Consider the following 21,886-nt stretch of genomic DNA (forward strand, 5'->3'; position numbering starts at 1 on the left):
GGCACCCCGAGCGCCCCGGCCGCGGCGGCGTCCCCGTCCACCACGCCTGCGCCGCAAGCCCCCGCGCCGCAGCCCGCCCTGGCCGATGCCGCGCAGCCCGCCGCGCCCACGTCCGCCCAGCTCGCCTCCACCGGCGCCGACCACACCGCCGGCCTCGTCGGCGGCGGCCTCGCCCTGACGGCCCTCGGGGTCGGCGCCCTCTGGCTGCGCCGCGTGCTGGGCCGGGCCTGACCGCACCGGTGAGCGCACGTGAAGGAGCCCGTCACCCTCTCCAGGTGACGGGCTCCATCAGCTCGGTGCCGCCTCAGCGCAGACGCGACGACGACAGGATCGACGCCAGGTGCGCCACCACCATGCCCCACGTGATGACCGTGATCCCGGCGAGCGCGGCCCGGGTCGGCGTGAGGCCGCCCACCGCCGCGTCCGCGACGGCCGCCGCGAGCAGGACCAGCGAGGCCTCGATGCCGTTCGTCACGCGGTGGATCTTCAGTACCGACGCGAGCCGGCGGGCCGTCGCGATGCCCTGGGAGCGCGGCTGGGTCGACTCCTCGTCGGCCGGGGCCATGCCGCTGCGGGCGCGGGCGACGTCCACCAGGTCCGTCGACGCCTTCAGCAGCACCACGCCGAGCGCCGCCGCCAGTCCGGCCGACACCCACAGCTCCGACCCGCCCCGGGCCGCCCGCACGCCCGCGCCGATCATCAGCGCGGCGTCCGCCAGGTAGGCGCCGAGGCGGTCGACGTAGACCCCAGCCATGCTGAACTGGCGCTTCCAGCGCGCCACTTCGCCGTCCACGCAGTCGAACAGCAGGAACAGCTGGAACAGGACCACCGCCAGCACGGCCCCCGTCACACCGGGGATCAGCAGGGCCGCCCCGCCGCCGACGCCGCAGACCACCATGACCCAGGTGAGGGTGTTCGGCGACACCGAGGTGCGCACCAGCTGCCGGGTCGTGCGCAACGAGAGGCGGCGCATGTACAGCCGGCCCGCCCAGTGCTCACCGTTGCGACTCTGCAGCTTGGCCTGCGGCTGGCACACCTCGCGCAGCTCCGAAAGCGCCGGAGCAGCCACCATGACGAATCCCTCCACCGGTCCGGCGCGACCCGCCGGACGTCCGTACCGAAACGATCATCGAACGATCCACCACAGGGTAGAACCTGCCGGGACCCCGCCCGCGCACGGACGGCGGGCCCCGGGCGTCGGGATGGTGGAGATCCGGTGGGGAGACCGGTGCGGCCGGCGGGAACGGAAGCCGTACGGGAACGGAAGCCGTACGGGAACGGGAGCCGTACGGGAACCGAAGCCGTACGGGAATGGAAGCCGTACGGGAATGGAGACCGCATGGAAATCCGACGCATCACCGAACCCGCCGACGTCCACGCCGCCGCGCACCTCTTCGACGCGCCCCCGCTCCCCGACGCCACCGCCCGCTTCCTCGCCGACGACCGCCACCACCTGCTGATCGCCTACGCCGACGACGGCACGCCGGCCGGCCTGGTCACCGGCGTCGAGACCACCCACCCCGACAAGGGCACCGAACTGTTCCTCTACGAGCTCGGCGTCGACGAACCGTACCGGGGCCGCGGCATCGGCCGCGCCCTGACCGCCGCGCTCGCCGGACTCGCCCGCGACCGCGGCTGCCACGCGATGTGGACCGTCACCGGCGAGGACAACCCCGCCGCCCGGGCCACCTACCGCGCGGCCGGGGGAGACCCGGAGCCGCGGCAGGTGGTGTACGCGTGGGACTTCACGCGCCCCGGAGACTGACAGCGCAGGCGGGCGGCCTCACACCACCGCGAGGCTCGGCACCGGAGCGCCGCCCCGGTGCAGCAGCGCCCGCTCGGCCGCCGTCCATACCCCCGACGTCACCAGGTACAGCGCCGCCGCCAGCGGGACCAGCGCCGCGAACAGGACCGTCCCGAACGACAGGTACGGCAGGAACGCGGCCCCCGGCTGGGCGGTCGGCTGCGCCGCCGTCGCGCGACGGGCCCGGCGGAAGTTCACGTACCCGACGGCCGCGAGCGCGGCGTACAGCGCGCCGAACACCGCCAGCTGCCCGGCGCCGTGGGCGTTCGCGACGTGCAGGCCGAGCGGGGCGCCGAACAGGGTGTGGCCCTGGAGGTCGCCGGAGGTCGTGAACAGGCGGTACATCACCGAGAAGAACGGGATCTGTACGAGGGCCGGCAGGCAGCCCGCCAGCGGCGAGACCTGCTCCTTCTGGTGCAGGTCCGCCATCGCCTCGCGGAGCTTCTCCGGGCGGTTCTTGTGCTTGCGGTTCAGCTCGGCGATCTTCGGCGCGAGCCGGGCGCGGTCCTTCTCCCCGCGGGCCGCGGCCCGCGCCAGCGGGTGCAGGGCGAGGCGGACGGCGACGGTGAACAGGACGATCGCGAGCGCGGTCGGGACGACGTGGGCGAGCCCGGCGACGATCGTGTGGGCGACGGCGACGGCCGGGTCGAGAACGGCGAGAACGGACATGGTCGAGCGAGCCCTCCGGGGTCTCATGGCATGGATGATCGGCGGAGGACGGCCGCGGGGAACGGCGGGAATGCGGGAACCGGGCTGGGGAACCAGCGGGAAGCCGGGTGGGGAGACCCCACCGGGGAACCGGGCTGGGAACCGAGCCGGACGGACCCGGGTGCTACGCGGCCGCCGGGGCCGCGCCGGGTGCCCTGGGGCGTCGCCGGCCCCGGGCGTCCGGATCGCGCTGGGACAGGAAGGCCGTGCGGAACGCGCGGCGCCGAAGCACGCCGTTGCGGACGGCGGCGGGAGCTCGTGCCCCCAGCAGCCGGGCACCGGCCAGCGTGCCCGCGACGGCACCGGCCAGCAGCACCACGGCGGCGACGGTCGCCACCGAGGCGAGCGATCCGCCCTCGGTGAGCACCTCGCCGGTCAGCACCCGGAGCAGGCCGAGCAGCATCGCGATCACGGTCACGGCGTGCTCCCTTCGCTCGGCACCTGACGGACCCGCAGGACAGTGAGGACGATCGTACGACGTCCGGGGTTCCGGCGTACACGAGATACCCGGGTGGATGCCCGGCGAGGACCGGCGGCCGAGGTGCGGCAAGAGGTGTAGCCAGCCGTGCTACACGGGGCTACCTTGGAAGCGTGAAGACGATTACCCAGCGGGAGTTCCGGAACAACTCCGCCGCGGTGATGGACGCCGTCGAGGCGGGCGAGACCTTCCACATCACCAGGAACGGGGTCGAGGTCGCCGAGCTGCGGCCGGTGTCGAGCCGGCGCCGGCTCACGGCGGAGGAGCTGGTCGCGCGGCACGTGAAGCTGCCGCGCGTGGACTACCAGCAGATGCGCAAGGAGGCCGAGGAGGACTTCGGCCCCGAGGAGCTGGTGGGCGACGAGGGAGACGACCCGTTCGAGCGTCGGCGTGGCTGAGCGGCGGCGGGCCTCCCGGCGCCGTCCCGCCGGTGTCCTGGACACGTGCGTCTACATCGACCTCGCGCTCCTCAACCCGGCCGACTTGCCGGCCGTGCCGGAGCTGACCGCGATCACCTTCGCCGAGCTCCAGCAGGGCGTGTCGATGGCCCGCGACCCGGTCAGCCGGGCGGCCCGGCTGGAGGTGCTCGGCGCCGCGATGGCCGACTTCGACCCGCTGCCCTTCGACGCCGCGGCCGCCGCCCGCTACGGCACCCTCGTCACCCTCACCATCGCGGCAGGCCGCCAGCCCCGGCCCCGCCGGATCGACCTGATGATCGCCGCCGTCGCGTCCGCCCACGGCCTGCCGCTCTACACCCGCAACGTGGCCGACTTCCGCGGCCTGGGGTCGGCCGTGGAGATCATCGGCGTGTGACGGGGGCCGGCCCTGGCCGACCCCCCTCCGCAGGCACCCGCCGGCACACGTCGGCCCCCGCACGCACACGCCGGCCCCCGCACGTCAGCCCAGGCGGACCGTCGTGCCCGTGGCGGCCGAGGTGCGGGCCGCCTCCAGGACGGTGAGCGTGGCGACGGCGTCGTGCGGGTCCACCGGGGCCGGGGTGCCCGGGTCGGCCAGGGCGGCGGCGATGCCGGCGTAGTACGCGGGGTAGTCGCCCGCGTCCGTGGGGAGCGAGATCGGGGAATCGTCGGTGCCCAGGGTGCCGTAGTGCGCGGGCTGGTCGGCGCCCCACGGGTGGGTGCCGTCGGGGCGGAGTCCGGAGCGGAGGTCGGCCTCCTGCGGGTCCATGCCGGACTTGACGTAGCCGGCGGCGTCGCCGAGCACCCGCAGCCGGGGCCCGAGCAGCGGGGTGAGGGCGCTCGTCCACAGGTGGGAGCGGGTGCCGGAGGCGTGGGTGAGGGCGAGGAACGCGTCGTCGTCCACGACCGCGCCGTCCCGGCGGACGTCGATCTCCGCGTACACCGTCTCGACCGGCCCGAACAGCGTGAGCGCCTGGTCGGCGAGGTGGCTGCCCAGGTCGTACAGGGTGCCGCCGGCCTCGGCCGGGTCGGCGAGCTCGCGCCAGCCCGGCTTGGGCTTCGGCCGGAACCGTTCGAACCGGGACTCGAACCGGTGCACCCGCCCCAGCGCGCCGCCCCGGACGAGGCGGGAGGCGGTCAGGAAGTCGCCGTCCCAGCGCCGGTTCTGGAAGACCGAGAGCAGGACGTTCCGCGACTCCGCCAGCCGGCACAGCTCCAGTGCCTCGGCGGCGGTGCCGGCCAGCGGCTTGTCGACGACGGTGGCCAGCCCGGCGCGCAGGGCGGCGCGGGCGAGCGGCACGTGGGTGCGGTTGGGCGAGGCGATGACGACCAGGTCGAGCGCGTCCGGGTCGGCGAGCAGCTGCTCGGGCGTGTCGACCGCGCGGGCGCCGGGGTGCTCGCGCTGCAGCTGCGCGCGGCGCTCCGGGTTGGCGGTGACCACGGCGTCCAGGCGCAGCCCGGGGGTGGTGGCGATGAGCGGGGCGTGGAAGGCGGAACCGGCCAGGCCGTAGCCGATCAGGCCGACGCGGAACGGGCGGGGGGTCTCGGGGCTCATGCGTCCACTCAATCACGGCCGTTGCGGGGAGCCCGGCAGCCGCGGACGGCCGGGGTGCTCGGCCAGGACGTTCGGTTGGGGCGCGGGCCGCACCGTACCGCCCGTGCGAGGACCGTGCCCGCCCGTCCCGTTCCGGTGAACGGACCGTGCTGCCGTCGTTCGGACGCGCCGATTAGGCTGTGCCGCGTCAGGGCCTTCGCAAGACGTTGCAACACTTCGGGAGACACGCACGTGGCAGACCGCAAGCCCATCGAGTCCTGGCTGACCGACATGGACGGCGTCCTCATCCACGAGGGCACGCCGATCCCCGGCGCGGAGGAGTTCCTGCGCCGGCTGCGGGAATCCGGCAAGCCGTTCCTGGTCCTCACCAACAACTCCATCTACACCCCGCGCGACCTCAGCGCCCGCCTGGCCGGCATGGGCCTGGAGGTCCCGGAGGAGTGCATCTGGACGTCGGCCCTGGCCACCGCCAAGTTCCTGAAGGGCCAGCGGCCCGGCGGCACCGCGTACGTGATCGGCGAGGCGGGCCTCACCACCGCGCTGTACCAGGCCGGTTACGTGCTGACCGACAACAACCCGGACTACGTCGTCCTCGGCGAGACCCGCACCTACAGCTTCGAGGCGCTGACCAAGGCGATCCGCCTGATCAACCAGGGCGCCCGGTTCATCTGCACCAACCCCGACGAGACCGGCCCGTCCACCGAGGGCGTGCTGCCGGCCACCGGCTCGGTCGCCGCGCTGATCACCAAGGCCACCGGCGTCGAGCCGTACTTCGTCGGCAAGCCCAACCCGCTGATGATGCGCGAGGCGCTGAACACCGCGGGCGCCCACTCCGAGACCGCCGTCATGATCGGCGACCGGATGGACACCGACATCGTCGCCGGCATGGAGGCGGGCATGGAGACCATCCTGGTGCTCACCGGCCTGACCGCCGCGGCCGACGTGGAGCGCTTCCCGTACCGGCCGACCCGGGTGGTCAACTCCATCGCGGACCTGGTCGAGCTGGTCTAGCGTTCGCGGTGCCGAATCGGGCTCCGTCTCCGGCCAGCGGCCGGGGCGGGGCCCTTTTGCTGCGCGGAACTCGTACGTGTGGGGAGGAACGGACGGATGGTCACCACGGGGGAGCCGGCGGTCGGGGAGAAGCGGGTCACCTGGGCCGAGCTCTACTTCGACCTGGTCTTCGTCTTCGCGATCACGCAGGTCTCCGGCTTGCTGCACCACCACCACGACTGGCGGGGCGTCGCCGAGGCGCTCGTCGTGTTCGTGCCGGTGTACTGGTGCTGGGTCGGCACCACGGTGCAGGCCAACATCCGGGACGTGGACAACCTGCGGGACCGCATCGGCATCCTGCTGCTCGCTCTGGCGGGCCTGTTCATGGCGCTCGCCGTGCCGGGCGCGTGGGGCGGGCGGGGCGTGCTGCTCGGCGCCGGGTACTGGCTCGCGCGGCTGGTGCTGCTGGCCCTGCTGGTCCGCATCCCGGGCGTCTGGCGGGGCCCGTACGGGGTCGGGGTGCTGGTCAGCGGGCCGCTCCTGGTGCTCGGCGGACTGCTGCCGGACGGGCCGCGGCTCGCGCTGTGGGCCGTGGCGGCGGCGTGCGACCTTGCCGCACCCGTGCTGTTCCGGCGGCGGCTCGCGGCCGTGGCGTACCACCCGACGCACATGCCGGAGCGGTTCGCGACCTTCCTGCTGGTCGCGCTCGGCGAGTCGATCGTCGGAATCGGCGCGACGGCCGCCCGGGCCCGCCTCGACGCGGCCGAACTCACGGCCGTCGCCGCCGCGTTCACCATCTCGGCGGGCCTGTGGTGGCAGTACTTCGTCTACGCGGCGGACGCGATGCGGCACGCCGTCGAGGTCAGCGACTCGCGCCGGGACGTCGTCCGCCGGATCTTCCAGTACGGGCACCTGGCGCTGGTCGCCGGCGTGATCGGCGTCGCGGTCGGCTTCGGGGAGACGGTCGCGGACCCGTGGCGCGCGCTCGGCCCCGGCGCGGTGGCGCTGCTGTACGGCGGCTGCGGGCTCTACCTGCTCACCTTCGGCTACACCCGGTGGATGATGTTCCGCAAGGTGGCGACCACGCGCCTCGTCGCGGCGCTGCTGACGCTGATGCTGCTGCCCGCAATGATCAACCTGCCCGCGCTGGCGGTGCTGACGACACTGGCCGTGCTGCTGGTGGCGCTCAACGTGGTGGAACACTTCCTCGTCGAACGCACCTCCGCCGGGGACCCGGAATCCTCACCGACCGCCATCTCCGCCCCCTCTACACCCTCCGCCCCCGCTCCTGCGGAGTGATCGGCCGTTTTCCTCCCCCCCATCCACACCCCTCCCCACCACCCTCCACACCCCCCACCCCCGCTCCGGTGGAGCGATCTGTCGGTGGGCCTGTGTAGCGTTCGGGGTGCAAGAGGGCGTGCGGCCGAACGGCCGCTGTGTGGGAGGTAGATGTCGTGACGGACACGGTCGAGGCGAGCGCGGTCGAGGCCGGCGCGGGCGGTGGGCTGGAGCTGCCCGGGTCCTGGCGCGAGGTGCTGGGCGCCGAGACGGAGAAGCCGTACTTCGCCGAGCTGGCGGCCTTCGTGGCGGCCCAGCGGGCGGAGCACCAGGTGTTCCCGCCGAGCGGCCAGGAGTTCGCCGCGCTGGAGGCCACGCCGTACGAGAAGGTCCGGGTGCTCGTGCTCGGCCAGGACCCGTACCACGACGACGGCCAGGCCCACGGCATGAGCTTCTCGGTGCTGCCGGGCACCAAGACGCCGCCGTCGCTGCGGAACATCTTCAAGGAGTTGGACGCCGACCTCGGCATCCCCGCCCCGGACAACGGCTACTTGATGCACTGGGCCGAGCAGGGCGTGCTGCTGCTCAACGCGGTGCTCACGGTCCGCGCCCACGAGGCCAACTCGCACAAGGCGAAGGGCTGGGAGAAGTTCACCGACGCGGTGATCAAGGCGGTGAGCGAGCGCGAGGAGCCGGTGGTCTTCGTGCTGTGGGGCAACTACGCGAAGAAGAAGCTGCCGCTCATCGACACCACCAAGCACGTGGTGGTGCAGGGCGCGCACCCGTCCCCGCTGTCCGCCAAGCTGTTCTTCGGCAGCCGTCCGTTCTCGCAGATCAACGCCGCGCTGGACGAGTTCGGCGCCGACGCCATCGACTGGCGGATCCCGAACCTCCCGAAGGACTGATCCGGCCGGCACACCGGCCGGCCGGGCGGACGGGCCCGGGACCCGTCCGTTCGTGGCCATCCGCCGTTCACCGCGGGTGGCCACCGGGCTGCGGCCGGTGTGCTTAGCTGGTGCCCGACCGGGTCGCCGGACCCGGCCTGGGGAGGGGCGTACGTGCGCCGGGTTGGGCGGATATCGGGTGTCCGGTGGGCCGTGGGGGCGGCTCTGACGGGCTTGTTGGCGGGTGCGGCGGGCTGCGGCGGGTCGGGACCGGGGGGCGGTCCGGAGGCTTCGGGGGCGCCACCGAACTCCGCCGCGCAGACGTCCGCACCAGCGCCCGCGCCGACGTCCGGGCAAGCCGACGGCGGTCTCGCCCAGCTCCCGAACCAGGCGTTCTACGTCTCCGACCAGACCTCCGCAGCCCGCCAGTTGGCCGCCCTGCGCGGCCAGGGCCGGACGGCGGAGGCGGCGGACCTGCTGCGGATCGCCGCGCAGCCGTCCTCGCAGTGGCTCGGCGAGCAGAACGCCCGGAGCATCGTCGAGCAGGTGAGCCGCCGCGCGGCCGAGGCCGACCGGACGCCGGTCTTCGTCGCCTACAACATCCCGCACCGCGACTGCGGCCAGTACTCGGCCGGCGGTGCCGCCGACGTCGCGTCCTACCGGGCCTGGATCAGCGGCATCGCGGAGGCGATCGGCGACCGCAAGGCGTGGGTGGTCGTGGAGCCGGACGCCGTGGCCCACACCCTGGACACGTGCGGCGTGAAAGGCGACCTCGCCGCTGAGCGGTACGGCCTGCTCGCCTTCGCCGTCCAGGAGTTGAAGAAGCGTCCGCAGGTGCGGGTCTACCTGGACGCGGGCAATCCGGGCTGGTCGCAGGACCCTTCGGCGATGGCCGACGCCCTGCGCAAGTCCGGGATCGCCGCCGCGGACGGCTTCGCGGTGAACGTCTCCAACTTCTACGGCACCGACCGCGACGCGGCGTACGGCGGGCAGCTGTCGGCCGCGCTGGGCGGGAAGCACTTCGTTATCGACACCAGCCGCAACGGCAACGGCCCGCTGGGCGCCGACTCCTGGTGCAACCCGCCCGGCCGCGCGCTCGGCGAGCCGCCGACCGCCGAGACCGGCCGGCCCGGGGTGGACGCCTACCTGTGGATCAAGAACCCGGGGGAGTCCGACGGCGAGTGCGGCCGCGGCGAGCCCCGGGCGGGCGAGTTCTGGCTGCCGTACGCGCTGGGGCTGGCGAAGGCGGCCCGCTGACCCCCGTTTTCGGGCCGCCTTCCCGTATGTCCTGTTGGTCCGTCAGCCCGTCACCTGGATCCAGCGCGCGACGGACGGGGTGCCGGCGGCGTCCGTCAGGAACAGCATGTACCAGCCGGGCGGCAGCAGGTTGGCGTTGCCCGGCAGGGTGAGCGTGACGCCGTCCGCCGTGCGCCCGGTGATGTCCAGGGCCACCGAGCGCTGCTCCACGTCCGTCACGTGGGTGACCGAACTGGGCCGGATCAGCTTGGCCGTGGCGACGGCGTCCGGCCGCGCCGCGCCGACGGTGACGGTGCTGCCGAGCTTGGCACTCTCGGGCGCGGCGGTGACCTGCGGGCGGTCGCCGTGGTACAGGTACGCCGGGGTGTAGAGCTCGATCCGCTGCTCGAAGCCGCCGGGCGTGGTGTTGGCGTCGTCGGCGAAGAGCGGGTTGGAGCCGAGCACGGCGACCCGGCCGTCGGGCAGCAGCAGGGCCTCGGAGTGGTAGTCGCGGCCGACGGTCGGCTCGGCGGCCGCGGTGAAGGTGTTGGTGCCGGGGTGGTAGACCTGCGCCTTGAGCAGGTCGCTACCGCTCTTGCCGCGGTAGCCGCTGGAGCCGCCGGTGGTGAAGACGGTGTCGTCCGGCAGGATCACGCTGTTGAGGTACCGGGTGCCGCCGGCGGGCAGGTCCGGGCCCGGGGTGAAGGCGGGCTTCGGGGCGGAGAGGTCGGCGATGTCCGTACGGGCGCTGGACAGCGGTGATTCGCCGACGCCCCCGCCGCCGAGCACCATGACCTTCTGCGCCTGCGCGGGCGGCAGCAGCACCGAGGAGGAGGTCTCGGTGAGGTCGGGATCGCGCAGGCCCGGGACGGGCTGGAAGCTGTTGTTCGCCAGGTCCCACAGGCCCGGCTCGCGGCCCTTGTCGGCGGGGCCGTAGCCGGCGTTGGAACCGGAGTAGAAGAGCTTGCCGGAGGCGGTCAGGAAGAGCGACGGGTAGGTGGGGAAGTAGCGGTCGGGGGCCTTGGCCCAGGTCTTGGCCTTGGGGTCGTAGATCTCGTTGTCGTTGCCGTTGAGGATCTGGCCGGAGTCGTCGAGGCCGGACACGGTGACCACCCGGCCGTCGCCGAGCCCGGTGAGGGTCGGGTACCACCGGGCGTGGGTCATGTCGGTGACCTGCTCGTACAGTTCGGTGTCCGGATTGAACTCGAACGCCGCTCGGATGCCCTGGTATTCCTGCTTCTCCAAAGTCATCTTGTCGTTCATGCCGTACAGGTTGTGGGCGTCGACGCCGGTCAGGCCCTTGATCCGGTACTGTGCCCGGGCGTCGGTGACGAAGTCCTTGCCCTCCCCGACGGCCTCGACGAACACGTGCTGCTCGCTGGCCGTCACGACGGTCCCGGTGCCCGAGCCGGTCTTCACCGCGGCCGGGACGGTCACGTCGGCGGTGGAGGCGTACTCGCGGCCGTTCGGGGCGACGAACACGGTGCCCTTGGGGAACGTGCGGGCGCGCTCGGGGCTCTCGTTGCGCACGCGCATGGTGCCGGCGGCCTTCTTCACGGCGCCGTCGAGCTTCTCGTAGCGCTGGGTGCCGCCGGCGACCAGCAGCCGGCCGTCGGGCAGCGAGGTGTGGCCGCCGCAGAACATGTCGTCCGGGGTGGGTACGAGCTTGTACGTGTTCTTCGCCGGGTCCCACAGGAGGCTCTTGAACGTGCCCGCGTCGAAGGCCTTCTCGTCGTTGCCGGAGCCGGCCACGATCAGGACCTTGCCGGTGCGCAGGAGCGTGGCGTGGACGGCGTTGACCCGGAACTCGGCGGGCAGCGTGAGGGTCTGCCAGTGGCCGTGCTCCGCCTTGTACTCGGGGCGGTTGATCACGTACTGGTGGTACTGGTCGGAGGCGAAGCCGAGGACGGCCGGCGCGTTCATCCCGGCCACGGTCAGGGCGACCGTGCTGCCGAGGGCGAACCGCTTGGTCCGGCCGGCGTTGTGGATCTTCACGATGATGGGTCCCCTCGTGGGCCGGCTCGACGAGTGGCTGGCTCGACGAGTGCTTGCTCAGCGGGTGGTTGCTCGGCGGGTGTTGCTCAATGGGTGGAGGAGGGCTCGGCCTGCCGGGGCTGCGGCGGCCTCCTGAGTTCGAGCGTGGGCTGGTCGAGCCCCGAGTGGTCCTGCGACTCCCGGTCGAGCGCGGCGGGGTCGAGCAGGACCGGCCGCCGCAGCTGGACGGTGGGCTGGTCCACCCGGACGGCGGTGGCCGAGGGGCCGCCCCCGGTCACGGTGAGCGTGGCCGTGGGCCTGGCCCGCCGGCGGCGGACGGTGTCGGCGACGGTCACCAGCAGCGGCAGCATCGTCAGGACGAGGGCGATGAACGCCCAGGTGCGCATCGCCGCGTGGTCGTGGCCGGTGAAGAAGGACGTGACGATGGCGGCCGCGAACACCACCGTCCAGAACAGGTGCAGCCGGAAGGTGGAGAGCCGGTCCGGGCTGGCCGAGCCGCCCTTCGGCGTGACGACGAAGCGGCTGCGCAGCCGAAGCACGGCCTGGACCAGCGAGGCCGCGTAGACCGGCCCGGAGAGCGCCGACATCACCATGCCCGCGACCCCGGAGGAGCCGGCCGGCTCGTGCGGGCTCACGTTGTGCTTGCGGTTCCAGGTGTAGAGGAGGAGCTGGAGCGCGGCGGCGTCGCTGTAGAGCATCATCCAGATCTCCGAGGAGACGTGGACGCCGGACGCCCCGAAGACGAGGTAGAGCACGCTGGAGACCGCCCCGAGCAGCCAGGTCAGCGCCGCCATCGGGTAGAAGCACACCATCAGGGAGTAGTTGAGCAGCCGCCCGGGGGAGAGCTTCCACATCACCCGCCAGTACTGGGTGAGGAGGGTCTCGTACGTCCCGCGGCTCCAGCGGAGTTGCTGGGAGAAGAAGTCGGTCCAGGAGGAAGGGCCTTCGCCGACCGCCAGGACGTCCGGCGTGTAGACGGACTTCCAGCGCGCGCCGGTCTCGGGGTTCCGGCTGCGGTGGAACTCCAGGCCCGTTGCCATATCCTCCGTGATGGAGTCGTACAACCCGCCGATCGACTGGAGTGCGCCGATTCGCACGGCGTTGTTCGTGCCGACGAACATCGGTGCGCCGTAGCGGTTTCCGGCGCGCTGGATCAGCGCGTGGAAGAGGTACTGCTGGCTCTCGGAGAATTTGGTGACCGACGAGCCCGAGCTGCGGTAGTTCCCGTACACCTGGGGGCCGACGACGAATGCCACGTCGGGGTCGCGGAAGTAGCCGAGCATGCGCTCGCAGAAGTCCGGCAGCGGGACGTGGTCGGTGTCGACCGACACCCAGAAGTCGTAGTCGTCGCCGTGCGCCTGGAGCCAGGCGTTGTAGTTGCCGTGCTTGGTCTTGGCGCGAAAACGGCCCTCGGGCCGGTTCCAGTGCGGCCGGCCGAAGCGGCTGAAGTGGCGGACGCCCAGCTCGGCGCAGAGCGCGCGCATCGCAGGATCGTTTCCCTCGTCCAACAGCCAGACGTCGTAAGGGCCTTCGTGCCGCACGGCGACCGCGGCGGTGAGCGTGGCCCGGACCATCTCCGGGGGCTCCTTGCCCGGCACACAGGTGGTGAGGAAGGCGACCCGGGTGCCGCGCTCGGGCGTGACCGGGACGGGGTCGCGGGCGACGAGGGTGGCGTGGGCGTTGGAGACGACGTTGACCAGCCGGAACACCTCGACGACGGCGATGATCCCGATCATCACCTTGTCGGCGGTCAGCAGCCACGCGTCCGTCTCGCCGGGGCGCTCGGGCCAGTGCTCCGGAAGTAACAGCCAGACCAGCAGCACCGCTTCCACCAGCGGGGCGGCCATCAGCAGCAGGGCGGCGCGGATCCGGTGCGGCTCGCGGCGCAGCAGGCTGCGGTACTGGACGCGGTACGGCTCGGCGCCGGCGCTCGGTTTGCCCGTGGTCTTGCTGCCGATGCCGGTGCTGGTGCTGGTGCTGGTGCCGGGCTCCGGGTTTGGCTCGGGGTTGGTGCCGGGCTCCGGGGCGGGCTCGGGGCCGGTGCCGGGCTTGGGGTGTATTCGGGTGTCGGTCCAGGCGTCGGTTTCGTAGACCCCGTCGCCGGGGTCGAGGGCAGGGCCGGCGAGTCGGCTGAAGTGGGCGTAGTCGTACGGGGCTTCGGGGACCGGGACGTCGGCCAAGGCATCGTCGATCCGTGTGCTGCTGCCGCCGTCGTTGCTGTTGCCGTCGGCCGTCTGGGCGTTGTTCCGCCGCGAGAACGGCAAGGTCATGGGTGCTCCCCCCGGAGTGGTGCGTCGACTGGCTACGCCGCCGCTTCGGAGCCGCCCGGGGCAGAACACCGCCCGGTGAACTGCGGTGGTTCAGGCAGTTTCCGGGCTATTCGTCACATAAACCGTGAGCAATCAATTCTATTGTGTGACTACAAGGCGTGTAACTGCGCGACCGGCTTCGAATGCGGGATCCCGGAGCACTTCCCAGCTTCCCCTCCGGGTGCGCGGGATCCTTGGCGTGCTCAACTCTCCCGGAGGGTCACGGTGATCGCAACCGATCCGAGGAATGATCAGCGTGCAAGCGTGAAGATACTACGGTTCCAAGCCAAATCGGCATGCGAGGGTGGTATTGACGCGGATTTAACGCGTCCGGCACATCGCGCCCCCGGGGCATCGAATGGATGGACGAATGGCGGACCTCGGGACGATGCCCGCCATTCACCATCTCCGTTGGTCAGCAAGCAACTTGATGGTTCGTCAGCAATGGCGCTCCCGTCGCGGAGCGTACCTCCGCGAGGGTCTTCCCGGGTGCCGTCTCCACGAGGCGCAGCCCCTCCGGCGTCACGTCCAGGACCGCCAGGTCGGTGACGATCCTGTCCACGACTCCCCGGCCGGTGGCGGGTAGCGTGAGCTCCTCGACGATCTTCGGCGAGCCGTCCTTGGCCGTGTGCTCCATGACGACGATCAGCCGCCGGGCCCCGTGCACGAGGTCCATCGCACCGCCCATGCCCTTGACCATCTTCCCGGGGATCATCCAGTTGGCGAGGTCGCCGGCCGCCGACACCTGCATCGCGCCGAGCACCGAGACGTCGATCCGACCGGCCCGGATCATGCCGAAGGAGAAGGCCGAATCGAAGTACGAGGCTCCGGCGGCGACCGTCACGGTCTCCTTGCCCGCGTTGATCAGATCGGCGTGCTCGGCGCCCTCGACCGGGTACGGGCCCACGCCCAGGATGCCGTTCTCCGAGTGCAGCACCACCTCCACGCCGGGAGGGAGGTGGTTGGGGATCAGGGTGGGCAGGCCGATGCCCAGGTTCACGTACTGTCCGTCGCGCAACTCCCGTGCGGCGCGGGCAGCGAGGGCGTTCCGGGGATCGAGCGGGGTCGCGGTGCTCATCGGCTCAGGCCTGCTCTCGTGTGGGTGTGGCTGTGGCTGTGGCGGCGGTGGCGATGTGGGTGGTGGTAGGGGCGGTGGGCGCCGCGCGGACGGTTCGGCGCTCGATGCGGCGATCGGTGGGGTCCGCGGCCACCACTCGGTCGACGTACACGCCGGGGAGGTGCACGGCGTCCGGGTCCAGCGTGCCCGGCTCGACGATCCGGTCGGCCTCGACCAGGGTGACCCGCCCCGCCGCCGCGCAGAGCGGGTTGAAGTTGCGGGCGGCCGCGTGGAAGACGCAGTTGCCGTGCCGGTCCGCCACCTCGGCCCGGACGAGCGCGAAGTCGGCCGTGATCGCCTCCTCCAGCAGGTACCGCCGCCCGCCGAACTCCCGGACCTCCTTGGCTGGGGAGGCGAGAGCGACCGTGCCGTCCGCCGCGTACCGCCAGGGCAGCCCGCCCTCCTCGACCTGCGTGCCGACGCCCGCCGGGGTGTAGAACGCGGGGATGCCCGACCCGCCGGCCCGCAGCCGTTCGGCGAGCGTGCCCTGGGGGGTCAGCTCCACCTCCAGCTCGCCGCTGAGGTACTGCCGGGCGAACTCCTTGTTCTCGCCGACGTAGGAGGACGTCATCCGTGCGATCCGGCCCGCCCGCAGCAACAGGCCCAGCCCCCAGTCGTCCACCCCGCAGTTGTTGGAGACCACGCGCAGCCCGGTGGGACCGGCGTCCACCAGGGCGCCGATCAACGTGCTGGGGATGCCGCACAGGCCGAAGCCGCCGACGGCCAGCACCGCACCGTCGGGGATGTCCCCGACCGCATCGGCGGGGGAGTCCAGGACCTTGTCCAAGGGATCACCTCGTGAGGGAAGTCGTGAGTGGTCGTGAGTGGTCGTGAGTGGTCGTGAGTGGTCGTGAGTGAAGGAGCGCCGGCTCCACCACCGTGACCGGCCCCGCGCGGTCGCGACCATGGCGGCCGTCGCCATGCCCGGGCGCGGATCCGTGGCGCGAGGGCACACCATGGCCCTCGCGCGGCCCACGACGCCCGGCGGTATGGCGGCCGCAGCCACATCACGGCGGGTCGATACGTCCTCCGGGCACATGTCGCCGGTCCCACGGCACACCTACGGTTCCGGCATCCACCCGCCGCACCCCCCAGGAGTCGGTCACCATGCGCAGCTCGACAGCCCCCACCAGGACCGCGGCCGGCCGGGCCCCGACCGGCGGACCGGCGCGGCGGCTCGCCGCGGTCGCGGCCTGCGTCCTGCTCGCCGCGGGCTGCGCCAAGGCCGGCACCGCCGGGACGGGTGCGGCGGACGGCGGCGGTGCGAAGAGCCCGGTCAAGGTCGGCCTGGTGTACTCCAAGACCGGACCGCTGGCCGCCTACGGCAAGCAGTACCTGGAGGGCTTCAAGGCCGGCCTGGACTACGCGACCAAGGGCAACGGCGCGGTCGACGGACACCGGATCGAGGTCGAGGAGCAGGACGACGCGGGTGACCCGGCCAAGGCGGTGTCCGCCGCCAAGGACCTGATCGGCAAGGGGCACAAGATCCTCGTGGGCTCCACCGCCTCGGGCGTCGCCCTCCAGGTCGGCCCGATCGCGGCCCAGAACAAGGTGCTCTTCATCAGCGGCCCGGCCGCCGCCGACAAGGTCACCGGCCTGAACAAGTACACCTTCCGCTCCGGCCGCCAGACCTACCAGGACATCCGCACTGCGGCCTCGTTCATCGGCGACGCCAAGGGCCGCAAGGTCACCGTGCTCGCCCAGGACAACGCCTTCGGGCAGGCCAACGTGGCCGCCGTCAAGGACGTGCTGGGCGCCCAGGGCGCGACGGTCGAGCAGGTGCTCGCCCCGCCGAGTGCCACCGACCTCATCCCCTTCGCCACCCAGGCCAAGACCGCCAGGCCCGACCTGCTCTTCGTCGCCTGGGCCGGCGACACCGCGTCGGCCCTGTGGACGGCGCTCAACCAGCAGGACGTGTTCTCCGGGACCAAGGTCGTCACCGGCCTCGACCTGGCCGCCTCCTACCCGCTGTTCGGCGCGGCCGGCGAGCGAATCTCCTTTCTGAACCACTACTTCGCCGGCGCCGCGGGCACCCCGGTGGAGAAGGCCATGGACCAGGCCGTCACGGCCGCCGGCGGCAGGACCGACATCTTCACCCCCGACGGCTTCACCGCCGCGCAGATGCTCGTCCACGCCGTCGAGGCCAACCACGGTTCCGCCGACGACACTTCGGTCCTGGTGAAGGCCCTGGAGGGCTGGAGCTTCGACGGGGTCAAGGGCCGGATCACCGTCCGCGCCGAGGACCACGCCCTGCTCCAGCCGATGTTCCAGGTCCGGCTGACCGGCACCGGCGCCGATGCCAAGCCCTCCGTGGCGAAGACCCTCACCGCGGACGAGGTCGCGCCCCCGGTCGTCCCGATGGCGGGCTGATCCCGATGCCCGCTGCTGCCCTACGTGCTTCCACCCTGCCCGCGACCACCTCCGTTCTGTGCCTGGACGGACTCGGCTGGTCCGTCCGCGGTGTCCCCATCGTCGAGGACGTCTCCTTCTCCGTCGCCGAGGGCGAGTTCATCGCCTTCATCGGCCCCAACGGCGCCGGCAAGACCTCCTTGTTCAACTTGATCTCCGGCATCTACCCGGCGAGCCACGGCCGCCTTCTCCTCGACGGCATCGACGTGACGGCGGAGCCCGTGCATGCCCGGGCCCGCCGCGGACTCGGCCGCACCTTCCAAACCTCCTCTCTCTGGCCGGGCATGACCGTCGCCGACCACGTCCGTCTCGCCGCCCAGGCGGCCGCCGGACCGGCCGCCTCCTGCCGCCTCTGGCGCCGCGCCGACCGCTTCACCGACCAGGTGGACGAGACCCTCCAGCGCACCGAACTCGCCGACCGGGCCGACACCGTGGCGGGCGCGCTCTCCCACGGAGAGAAGCGCAAGCTCGAACTGGCCGTCCTGCTGGTCTCCGACCCCCGGCTGATCCTGTTGGACGAGCCGATGGCCGGCGTCAGCGCCGAGGAGGTGCCCGCCCTCACCGCCCTGATCCGCTCGGTGCACCGGGACCTCGGCCGGACCGTCCTGATGGTCGAGCACCACATGGACGTCCTGCTCGGCCTCGCCGACCGCCTCGCGGTGATGCACCACGGCACGCTGCTCGCCCTGGACACCCCGCAGGCCGTGATGGCCGACCCCACCGTCCAACAGGCCTACCTGGGCGAGGCGTTGTGACCGACTCTCCTCCTCTCCTCTCGGTCCGCGATCTGCGCGTGGTCATCAACGGGCTGCACATCCTGCACGGCGTCGACCTCGACGTCGCCCCGGCCGGGGTCACCGCCCTCCTCGGCCGCAACGGCGCCGGCAAGACCACCACCGTCAAGGCCGTCATGGGCCTGGTGCCCCGAACGGGCAGCATCCTCTTCTCCGATAGGGACATCTCCTCCCTGCCGACGCATCTGGTGGTTCGCCTCGGCATCGGCTACGCCCCCGAGGACCGGGGGATCTTCGTCGGCCTGACGGTTGCCGAGAACCTCCGCCTCGCCGAGCGCGCCGGCACCGGAGGCGAACCGGACTACGCCCTCGTCCACGAGCTCTTCCCCGAACTCCGGAAGCGGGCCGACCAGTTGGCCGGGACCCTCTCCGGTGGCCAGCAGCAGATGGTGGCGATCGGCCGGACGCTTCTCAACCGAAACCGGCTGATCATCGCCGACGAGCCCACCAAGGGCCTGGCCCCCAAGGTCGTCGCCGAGGTGGCCGACGTGCTGGCCCGCGCGGCCGAGGCCGTGCCCGTCCTCCTGGTCGAGCAGAACCTCGCCCTCGTGCGCCGGCTCGCCGGCACCTGCGTCGTCCTGGCCGACGGCCGCACCGCCCACCAGGGCGACACCGCCGCGCTGTTGGCCGACGAGGACGCCGCTCGTCGCCTGCTCGGCGTCGGCACTCGCCCGCCGGCCGCAGCAAGCCCAGGCCCGGCTGGCCCAGGCCCGGCAGGCCCGGGCCCCGGAGGCCCAGCCGGGGGCACCCAGCGCCGGGGAGCCCCGGCGATCCCTGCCATCACCACGGAGGTGAAGCCCTGATGGACACCATCGTTCTCCTCTCCTGTACTGGACTCGGTCTCGGTGCGCTGTACTTCCTGATCGCCTCCGGTCTGTCGTTGATCTTCGGCTTGATGGATGTGCTCAACTTCGCCCACGGCGCCCTGCTCTCGATCGGCGCCTACGCCACCTGGTGGGCCGGCACCGAGGCCGGCCTCTCCTTCTGGCTCGCGGTGCCCTTCGGCACCCTCGTCGGGACGGCTGCCGCCGTCCTGCTGGAGTTCTCCCTGATCCGGCCGCTCTACAGCCGGCCGCGGGACCAGATCCTTGCCACCGTCGGGGTCGGGCTCGCCGTCCCCGCCCTCCTGATGGGGGTGTGGGGCGCGGACGCCCGCCCCTTCCCCCAGCCCGCAGTCCTCGCAGGCACCTGGCACGTGCTCGGTGCGACCGTCCCGGTCAACCGCTTCGTGCTCGTGGCCGCCGCCGTGCTGCTGTTGCTCGCTCTTCGGTTGTTCCTCGCCCGCACCCGGTACGGGCTGATCGTCCGGGCCGGCGTCGAGGACCGGGCGATGGTCACGGCGCTCGGCATCGACGTCCGCAGGGCGTTCACCCTCGTCTTCGCCATCGGCGGGGCCGCCGCCGCGCTTGGCGGGGCTCTCGGCGGTTTCTACTTCGGCTCGGTCACCCCGGGCCAGGGGACCGGTCTGCTCGTCTTCGCGTTCGTCGTCGTCGTGATGGGCGGCCTGGGTTCCGTCACCGGCGCCGCCGTCGCCTCGGCGGGCGTCGGCCTCGTCCAGCAGTTCGCCAACTACTACACCGGGGCGGGGCTCGGCGACCTCTCCGTCGTCGTCCTGCTCGCCGTCCTGCTCCTCGTCCGACCCCGTGGACTCACCGGGAGGCTCGCGTGAACGCCGAAACGCCGATCACGAGCACCGGTGGCCCGACGACCGACCGAACCGCCGCCACTCCGCCAGGGGGGACTGACACCAGCCCTGCCGGGACCACCATGTCAGCAGAGGGGACTGACACCAGCTCCGCCGACACCGACACTGTGGCAGGGGGGACTGACACCGGCCCCGCCGTGACCACATCCGACCACAAGAGCGAGCCGCGCGGTATCCCTCGAACAGGTGATTCAGTCACTAATCGCTCGACAGCGGTGCACAGAGCGCTACGCTGGTGGCCGATCGCTCTGCTGATCTCGCTCCTTGTCGCCCCATATAGTGCGCTTCCCGTCCCGGGACTGCTCGACGGCCCGCTCGGCAGCCCGGGAAGTCTCCAACTCATCGCCCTGTGCCTGGTCTACGGGGCCCTCGCCACCGGGTACGACCTCCTGCTCGGCCGGACCGGACTGCTCTCCTTCGGCCACGCGCTCTACTTCGCCACCGGCCTGTACGCCACCGACCTCGGAATGCTGGAGCTGGACCTGCCGTTCGCCGCCGCCGCGGTGTTCGGCGTGGCCTGCAGCGTCGTGCTGGCCCTGCTCCTCGGCTCGGTCAGCCTCCGCGTCACCGGCATCGGATTCTCCATGGTCACCCTCGCCTTCGCCCAGGCCGGCTCGATCCTTGTCCAGCGCAACCCCGGTGGCATCACGGGCGGTGAGGAGGGCCGCTCCGCGCCGGCCGGCCACCTGCCCGCCGGCCTCCTCGGGATCGAGAACACCGCCAATCTCTACTGGATCGCCGTCGGCTACCTGGTGCTGACGCTGGCCGTCGTCCACCGCGCCGTCAACTCGCCGACGGGCCGCGTCTGGCAGGGCATCAAGGAGAACGAGCGCCGGGTCGAGGTGCTCGGACTGCGGCCCTACGGCTACAAGTTGGCCGCCTTCGTGCTGGCCGGCGGGCTCGCCGGCGCGGGCGGGGTGGTCTACCTGCTGCTGACCGGCGGCGCCACCCCGCAGGCCACCACCTCGGACGCCACCCTCGCACTGTTGGTCATGGTGGTCCTCGGCGGATCCGGCACCCGCTGGGGCCCGTTGCTCGGCGGTGTGCTCTACACCTGGGCCGGGCACCGGCTCGGCGACCTCGCCAACTCGGCGACGATCGCGGACCTCCCCGCGGTCCTGCGCGTCCCGCTCTCCCAACCGCTTTTCCTGCTCGGCGCGTTGTTCGTCGCGGTGGTCTACCTGTTGCCCGGCGGATTGGCCGGGCTGCCCGCCCGTATCCGCGCCGCCCGATCCGCCCGTGCGGTCCGTACACCGGGCGGCGTCCATACCGCCCGTCCCACCGGAGGTAGTCCCGCGTGAGCCAGTCGTCGCTGCACCCCGAGGAGTTGGCCGTCCCCGTGCCGGGCGGCGAGCTGTCCGTCCTGCGCTGGCCCGCCGCGAACCCGCAAGCGCCCACCGTCGTGGCGGTGCACGGCATCACCGCCAACGGCCTCGCCTGGCACGAGGTCGCCCGTCGACTGGCCGGGCGGGTCACCCTGCTCGCCCCCGACCTGCGGGGTCGCGCCGGCAGTCGCACACTCGCCGGGCCGTACGGCCTGGCACGTCACGCCGATGACGTGGCCGCGCTGATCACGGCCTTCGGGCTCGGGCCGGCCACCGTCGTCGGGCACTCGATGGGTGCCTGGGTCACCGCACTGGCGGCCGTGCGGCATCCCCGACTCGTCGGCCGGGTCCTGCTCGTGGACGGTGCGCTGACCTTCCCGCTACCCGCCGGCGTCCGCGAGGAGGACGCTCTCGCCGCCGTGCTCGGCCCGGCGCTGGACCGGCTGTCGATGACCTTTCCGGACCGGGACGCCTACCGGGCGTTCTGGCGGAAGCATCCGGCCATCGGCTCCGGCTGGTCGGAAGGGATCGACGCCTACACCCAGCGCGACCTGATCGGCACCGAGCCCGAACTGCGCTCCTCCTGCGTGCTGGAGGCCGTGCAGACCGACGGCGCCCAGGTGCTGCTGGACGCCGACGCGGCCGGCGCCGTGCACCGCCTGTCCTGTCCGGCCGAACTGCTGTGGGCGGAACGCGGCCTGTTCGACGAACCGCAGGGCCTCTACGACACCGAGCGGATCACCCGGTCCGGGCTGGACCGGGGACGGGTGCCGGCCTCGCCCGTACCGGACACCAACCACTACTCGATCCTCTGGTCGGCGGACGGCGCCGGGGCCATCGCGAGCCGCCTGACCGGCGAGCGCGCCTAGCGTCCGTCGCCCGT

General features: G+C 72.5%; 22 protein-coding genes. 14 read left to right on the forward strand and 8 right to left on the reverse strand.

Translation table 11 applies throughout. The features are described 5' to 3' along the window. A partial coding sequence (locus AB0O00_RS04475) for an LPXTG cell wall anchor domain-containing protein (protein WP_363648603.1) occupies positions 1–231 on the forward strand: 231 nt, incomplete at its 5' end. 73 nt (positions 232–304) lie between these two features. Here the strand turns inward: AB0O00_RS04475 and AB0O00_RS04480 are convergent. Next, complete coding sequence (locus tag AB0O00_RS04480; RefSeq protein WP_363648604.1) at positions 305–1,072, reverse strand: CDP-alcohol phosphatidyltransferase family protein; 768 nt, start codon at positions 1,070–1,072, stop codon at positions 305–307. A 267-nt stretch (positions 1,073–1,339) separates the two neighbouring features. Between AB0O00_RS04480 and AB0O00_RS04485 the strand changes: the two genes are divergently transcribed. Next, the gene (locus tag AB0O00_RS04485) at positions 1,340–1,765 is read left to right on the forward strand and encodes a GNAT family N-acetyltransferase (protein ID WP_363648605.1); all 426 of its coding nucleotides are present in this window, start codon (positions 1,340–1,342) and stop codon (positions 1,763–1,765) included. An 18-nt stretch (positions 1,766–1,783) separates the two neighbouring features. On the opposite strand, the gene AB0O00_RS04490 is transcribed toward AB0O00_RS04485, so the two are convergent. Both AB0O00_RS04490 and AB0O00_RS04495 read right to left on the reverse strand, forming a co-directional pair. Beyond that, entirely contained in the window at positions 1,784–2,473 is a 690-nt protein-coding gene (locus AB0O00_RS04490) for a YidC/Oxa1 family membrane protein insertase (protein WP_363648606.1), read from the reverse strand. A gap of 163 nt (positions 2,474–2,636) precedes the next feature. Then, complete coding sequence (locus tag AB0O00_RS04495) at positions 2,637–2,930, reverse strand: DUF6412 domain-containing protein (protein ID WP_363648607.1); 294 nt, start codon at positions 2,928–2,930, stop codon at positions 2,637–2,639. A 173-nt stretch (positions 2,931–3,103) separates the two neighbouring features. On the opposite strand from AB0O00_RS04495, the gene AB0O00_RS04500 reads away from it, so the two are divergent. Both AB0O00_RS04500 and AB0O00_RS04505 read left to right on the forward strand, forming a co-directional pair. Further along, positions 3,104–3,388, forward strand: a complete 285-nt coding sequence (locus AB0O00_RS04500; protein WP_363648608.1) for a type II toxin-antitoxin system Phd/YefM family antitoxin — start codon at positions 3,104–3,106, stop codon at positions 3,386–3,388. Continuing rightward, positions 3,381–3,803 (forward strand): type II toxin-antitoxin system VapC family toxin, encoded by a 423-nt coding sequence (locus tag AB0O00_RS04505; protein ID WP_363648609.1) that lies wholly within the window; start codon positions 3,381–3,383, stop codon positions 3,801–3,803. The genes AB0O00_RS04500 and AB0O00_RS04505 overlap by 8 nt, the downstream gene beginning before the upstream one ends. Before the next feature lie 84 nt (positions 3,804–3,887). On the opposite strand, the gene AB0O00_RS04510 is transcribed toward AB0O00_RS04505, so the two are convergent. Further along, a complete protein-coding gene (locus AB0O00_RS04510; RefSeq protein WP_363648610.1) occupies positions 3,888–4,961 on the reverse strand; it encodes a Gfo/Idh/MocA family oxidoreductase in 1,074 nt (357 codons plus the stop codon). A 231-nt stretch (positions 4,962–5,192) separates the two neighbouring features. Here AB0O00_RS04510 and AB0O00_RS04515 point away from each other — a divergent pair, with 231 nt between their 5' ends. From AB0O00_RS04515 to AB0O00_RS04530, 4 genes are all read left to right on the forward strand, one after another. Next, on the forward strand, positions 5,193–5,972 hold the full coding sequence (locus AB0O00_RS04515) for an HAD-IIA family hydrolase (protein WP_363606708.1): 780 nt from the start codon (positions 5,193–5,195) through the stop codon (positions 5,970–5,972). 96 nt (positions 5,973–6,068) lie between these two features. Continuing rightward, positions 6,069–7,250 (forward strand): low temperature requirement protein A, encoded by a 1,182-nt coding sequence (locus AB0O00_RS04520; protein ID WP_363648611.1) that lies wholly within the window; start codon positions 6,069–6,071, stop codon positions 7,248–7,250. Positions 7,251–7,405: 155 nt separating this feature from the next. After that, a complete protein-coding gene (locus AB0O00_RS04525) occupies positions 7,406–8,134 on the forward strand; it encodes a uracil-DNA glycosylase (RefSeq protein ID WP_363648612.1) in 729 nt (242 codons plus the stop codon). A gap of 408 nt (positions 8,135–8,542) precedes the next feature. Continuing rightward, positions 8,543–9,370, forward strand: a complete 828-nt coding sequence (locus AB0O00_RS04530) for a glycoside hydrolase family 6 protein (protein ID WP_363648613.1) — start codon at positions 8,543–8,545, stop codon at positions 9,368–9,370. A 42-nt stretch (positions 9,371–9,412) separates the two neighbouring features. On the opposite strand, the gene AB0O00_RS04535 is transcribed toward AB0O00_RS04530, so the two are convergent. The 4 genes from AB0O00_RS04535 to AB0O00_RS04550 form a co-directional block, all read right to left on the reverse strand. After that, entirely contained in the window at positions 9,413–11,272 is a 1,860-nt protein-coding gene (locus AB0O00_RS04535; protein WP_363648632.1) for a galactose oxidase-like domain-containing protein, read from the reverse strand. Positions 11,273–11,430: 158 nt separating this feature from the next. Beyond that, positions 11,431–13,614 carry a glycosyltransferase family 2 protein gene (locus tag AB0O00_RS04540; protein ID WP_363648614.1) on the reverse strand — a complete coding sequence of 728 codons (2,184 nt, stop codon included), beginning with the start codon at positions 13,612–13,614 and terminating at the stop codon, positions 11,431–11,433. A 454-nt stretch (positions 13,615–14,068) separates the two neighbouring features. Beyond that, the gene (locus tag AB0O00_RS04545; protein WP_363648615.1) at positions 14,069–14,731 is read right to left on the reverse strand and encodes a 3-oxoacid CoA-transferase subunit B; all 663 of its coding nucleotides are present in this window, start codon (positions 14,729–14,731) and stop codon (positions 14,069–14,071) included. Positions 14,732–14,735: 4 nt separating this feature from the next. Further along, entirely contained in the window at positions 14,736–15,557 is an 822-nt protein-coding gene (locus tag AB0O00_RS04550) for a CoA transferase subunit A (RefSeq protein ID WP_363648616.1), read from the reverse strand. Positions 15,558–15,877: 320 nt separating this feature from the next. On the opposite strand from AB0O00_RS04550, the gene AB0O00_RS04555 reads away from it, so the two are divergent. From AB0O00_RS04555 to AB0O00_RS04580, 6 genes are all read left to right on the forward strand, one after another. Further along, positions 15,878–17,140 (forward strand): substrate-binding domain-containing protein, encoded by a 1,263-nt coding sequence (locus AB0O00_RS04555; RefSeq protein ID WP_363648617.1) that lies wholly within the window; start codon positions 15,878–15,880, stop codon positions 17,138–17,140. 5 nt (positions 17,141–17,145) lie between these two features. After that, positions 17,146–17,934 carry an ABC transporter ATP-binding protein gene (locus AB0O00_RS04560; RefSeq protein WP_363648618.1) on the forward strand — a complete coding sequence of 263 codons (789 nt, stop codon included), beginning with the start codon at positions 17,146–17,148 and terminating at the stop codon, positions 17,932–17,934. Beyond that, positions 17,931–18,776 (forward strand): ABC transporter ATP-binding protein, encoded by an 846-nt coding sequence (locus tag AB0O00_RS04565; protein ID WP_363648619.1) that lies wholly within the window; start codon positions 17,931–17,933, stop codon positions 18,774–18,776. The genes AB0O00_RS04560 and AB0O00_RS04565 overlap by 4 nt, the downstream gene beginning before the upstream one ends. Further along, the gene (locus tag AB0O00_RS04570) at positions 18,776–19,642 is read left to right on the forward strand and encodes a branched-chain amino acid ABC transporter permease (RefSeq protein WP_363648620.1); all 867 of its coding nucleotides are present in this window, start codon (positions 18,776–18,778) and stop codon (positions 19,640–19,642) included. The genes AB0O00_RS04565 and AB0O00_RS04570 overlap by 1 nt, the downstream gene beginning before the upstream one ends. A 251-nt stretch (positions 19,643–19,893) precedes the next feature. After that, positions 19,894–20,979: a branched-chain amino acid ABC transporter permease gene (locus tag AB0O00_RS04575; RefSeq protein ID WP_363648621.1), complete on the forward strand. Its 1,086-nt coding sequence runs from the start codon at positions 19,894–19,896 to the stop codon at positions 20,977–20,979. After that, positions 20,976–21,872, forward strand: coding sequence for an alpha/beta hydrolase (locus tag AB0O00_RS04580; RefSeq protein ID WP_363648622.1), 897 nt, complete (start codon positions 20,976–20,978; stop codon positions 21,870–21,872). Before AB0O00_RS04575 ends, AB0O00_RS04580 begins: the two co-directional genes overlap by 4 nt. The last annotated feature ends 14 nt before the right edge of the window (positions 21,873–21,886 follow it).

Source organism: Kitasatospora sp. NPDC093558 (assembly GCF_040683475.1).
In the GTDB taxonomy this organism is placed as follows: domain Bacteria; phylum Actinomycetota; class Actinomycetes; order Streptomycetales; family Streptomycetaceae; genus Kitasatospora.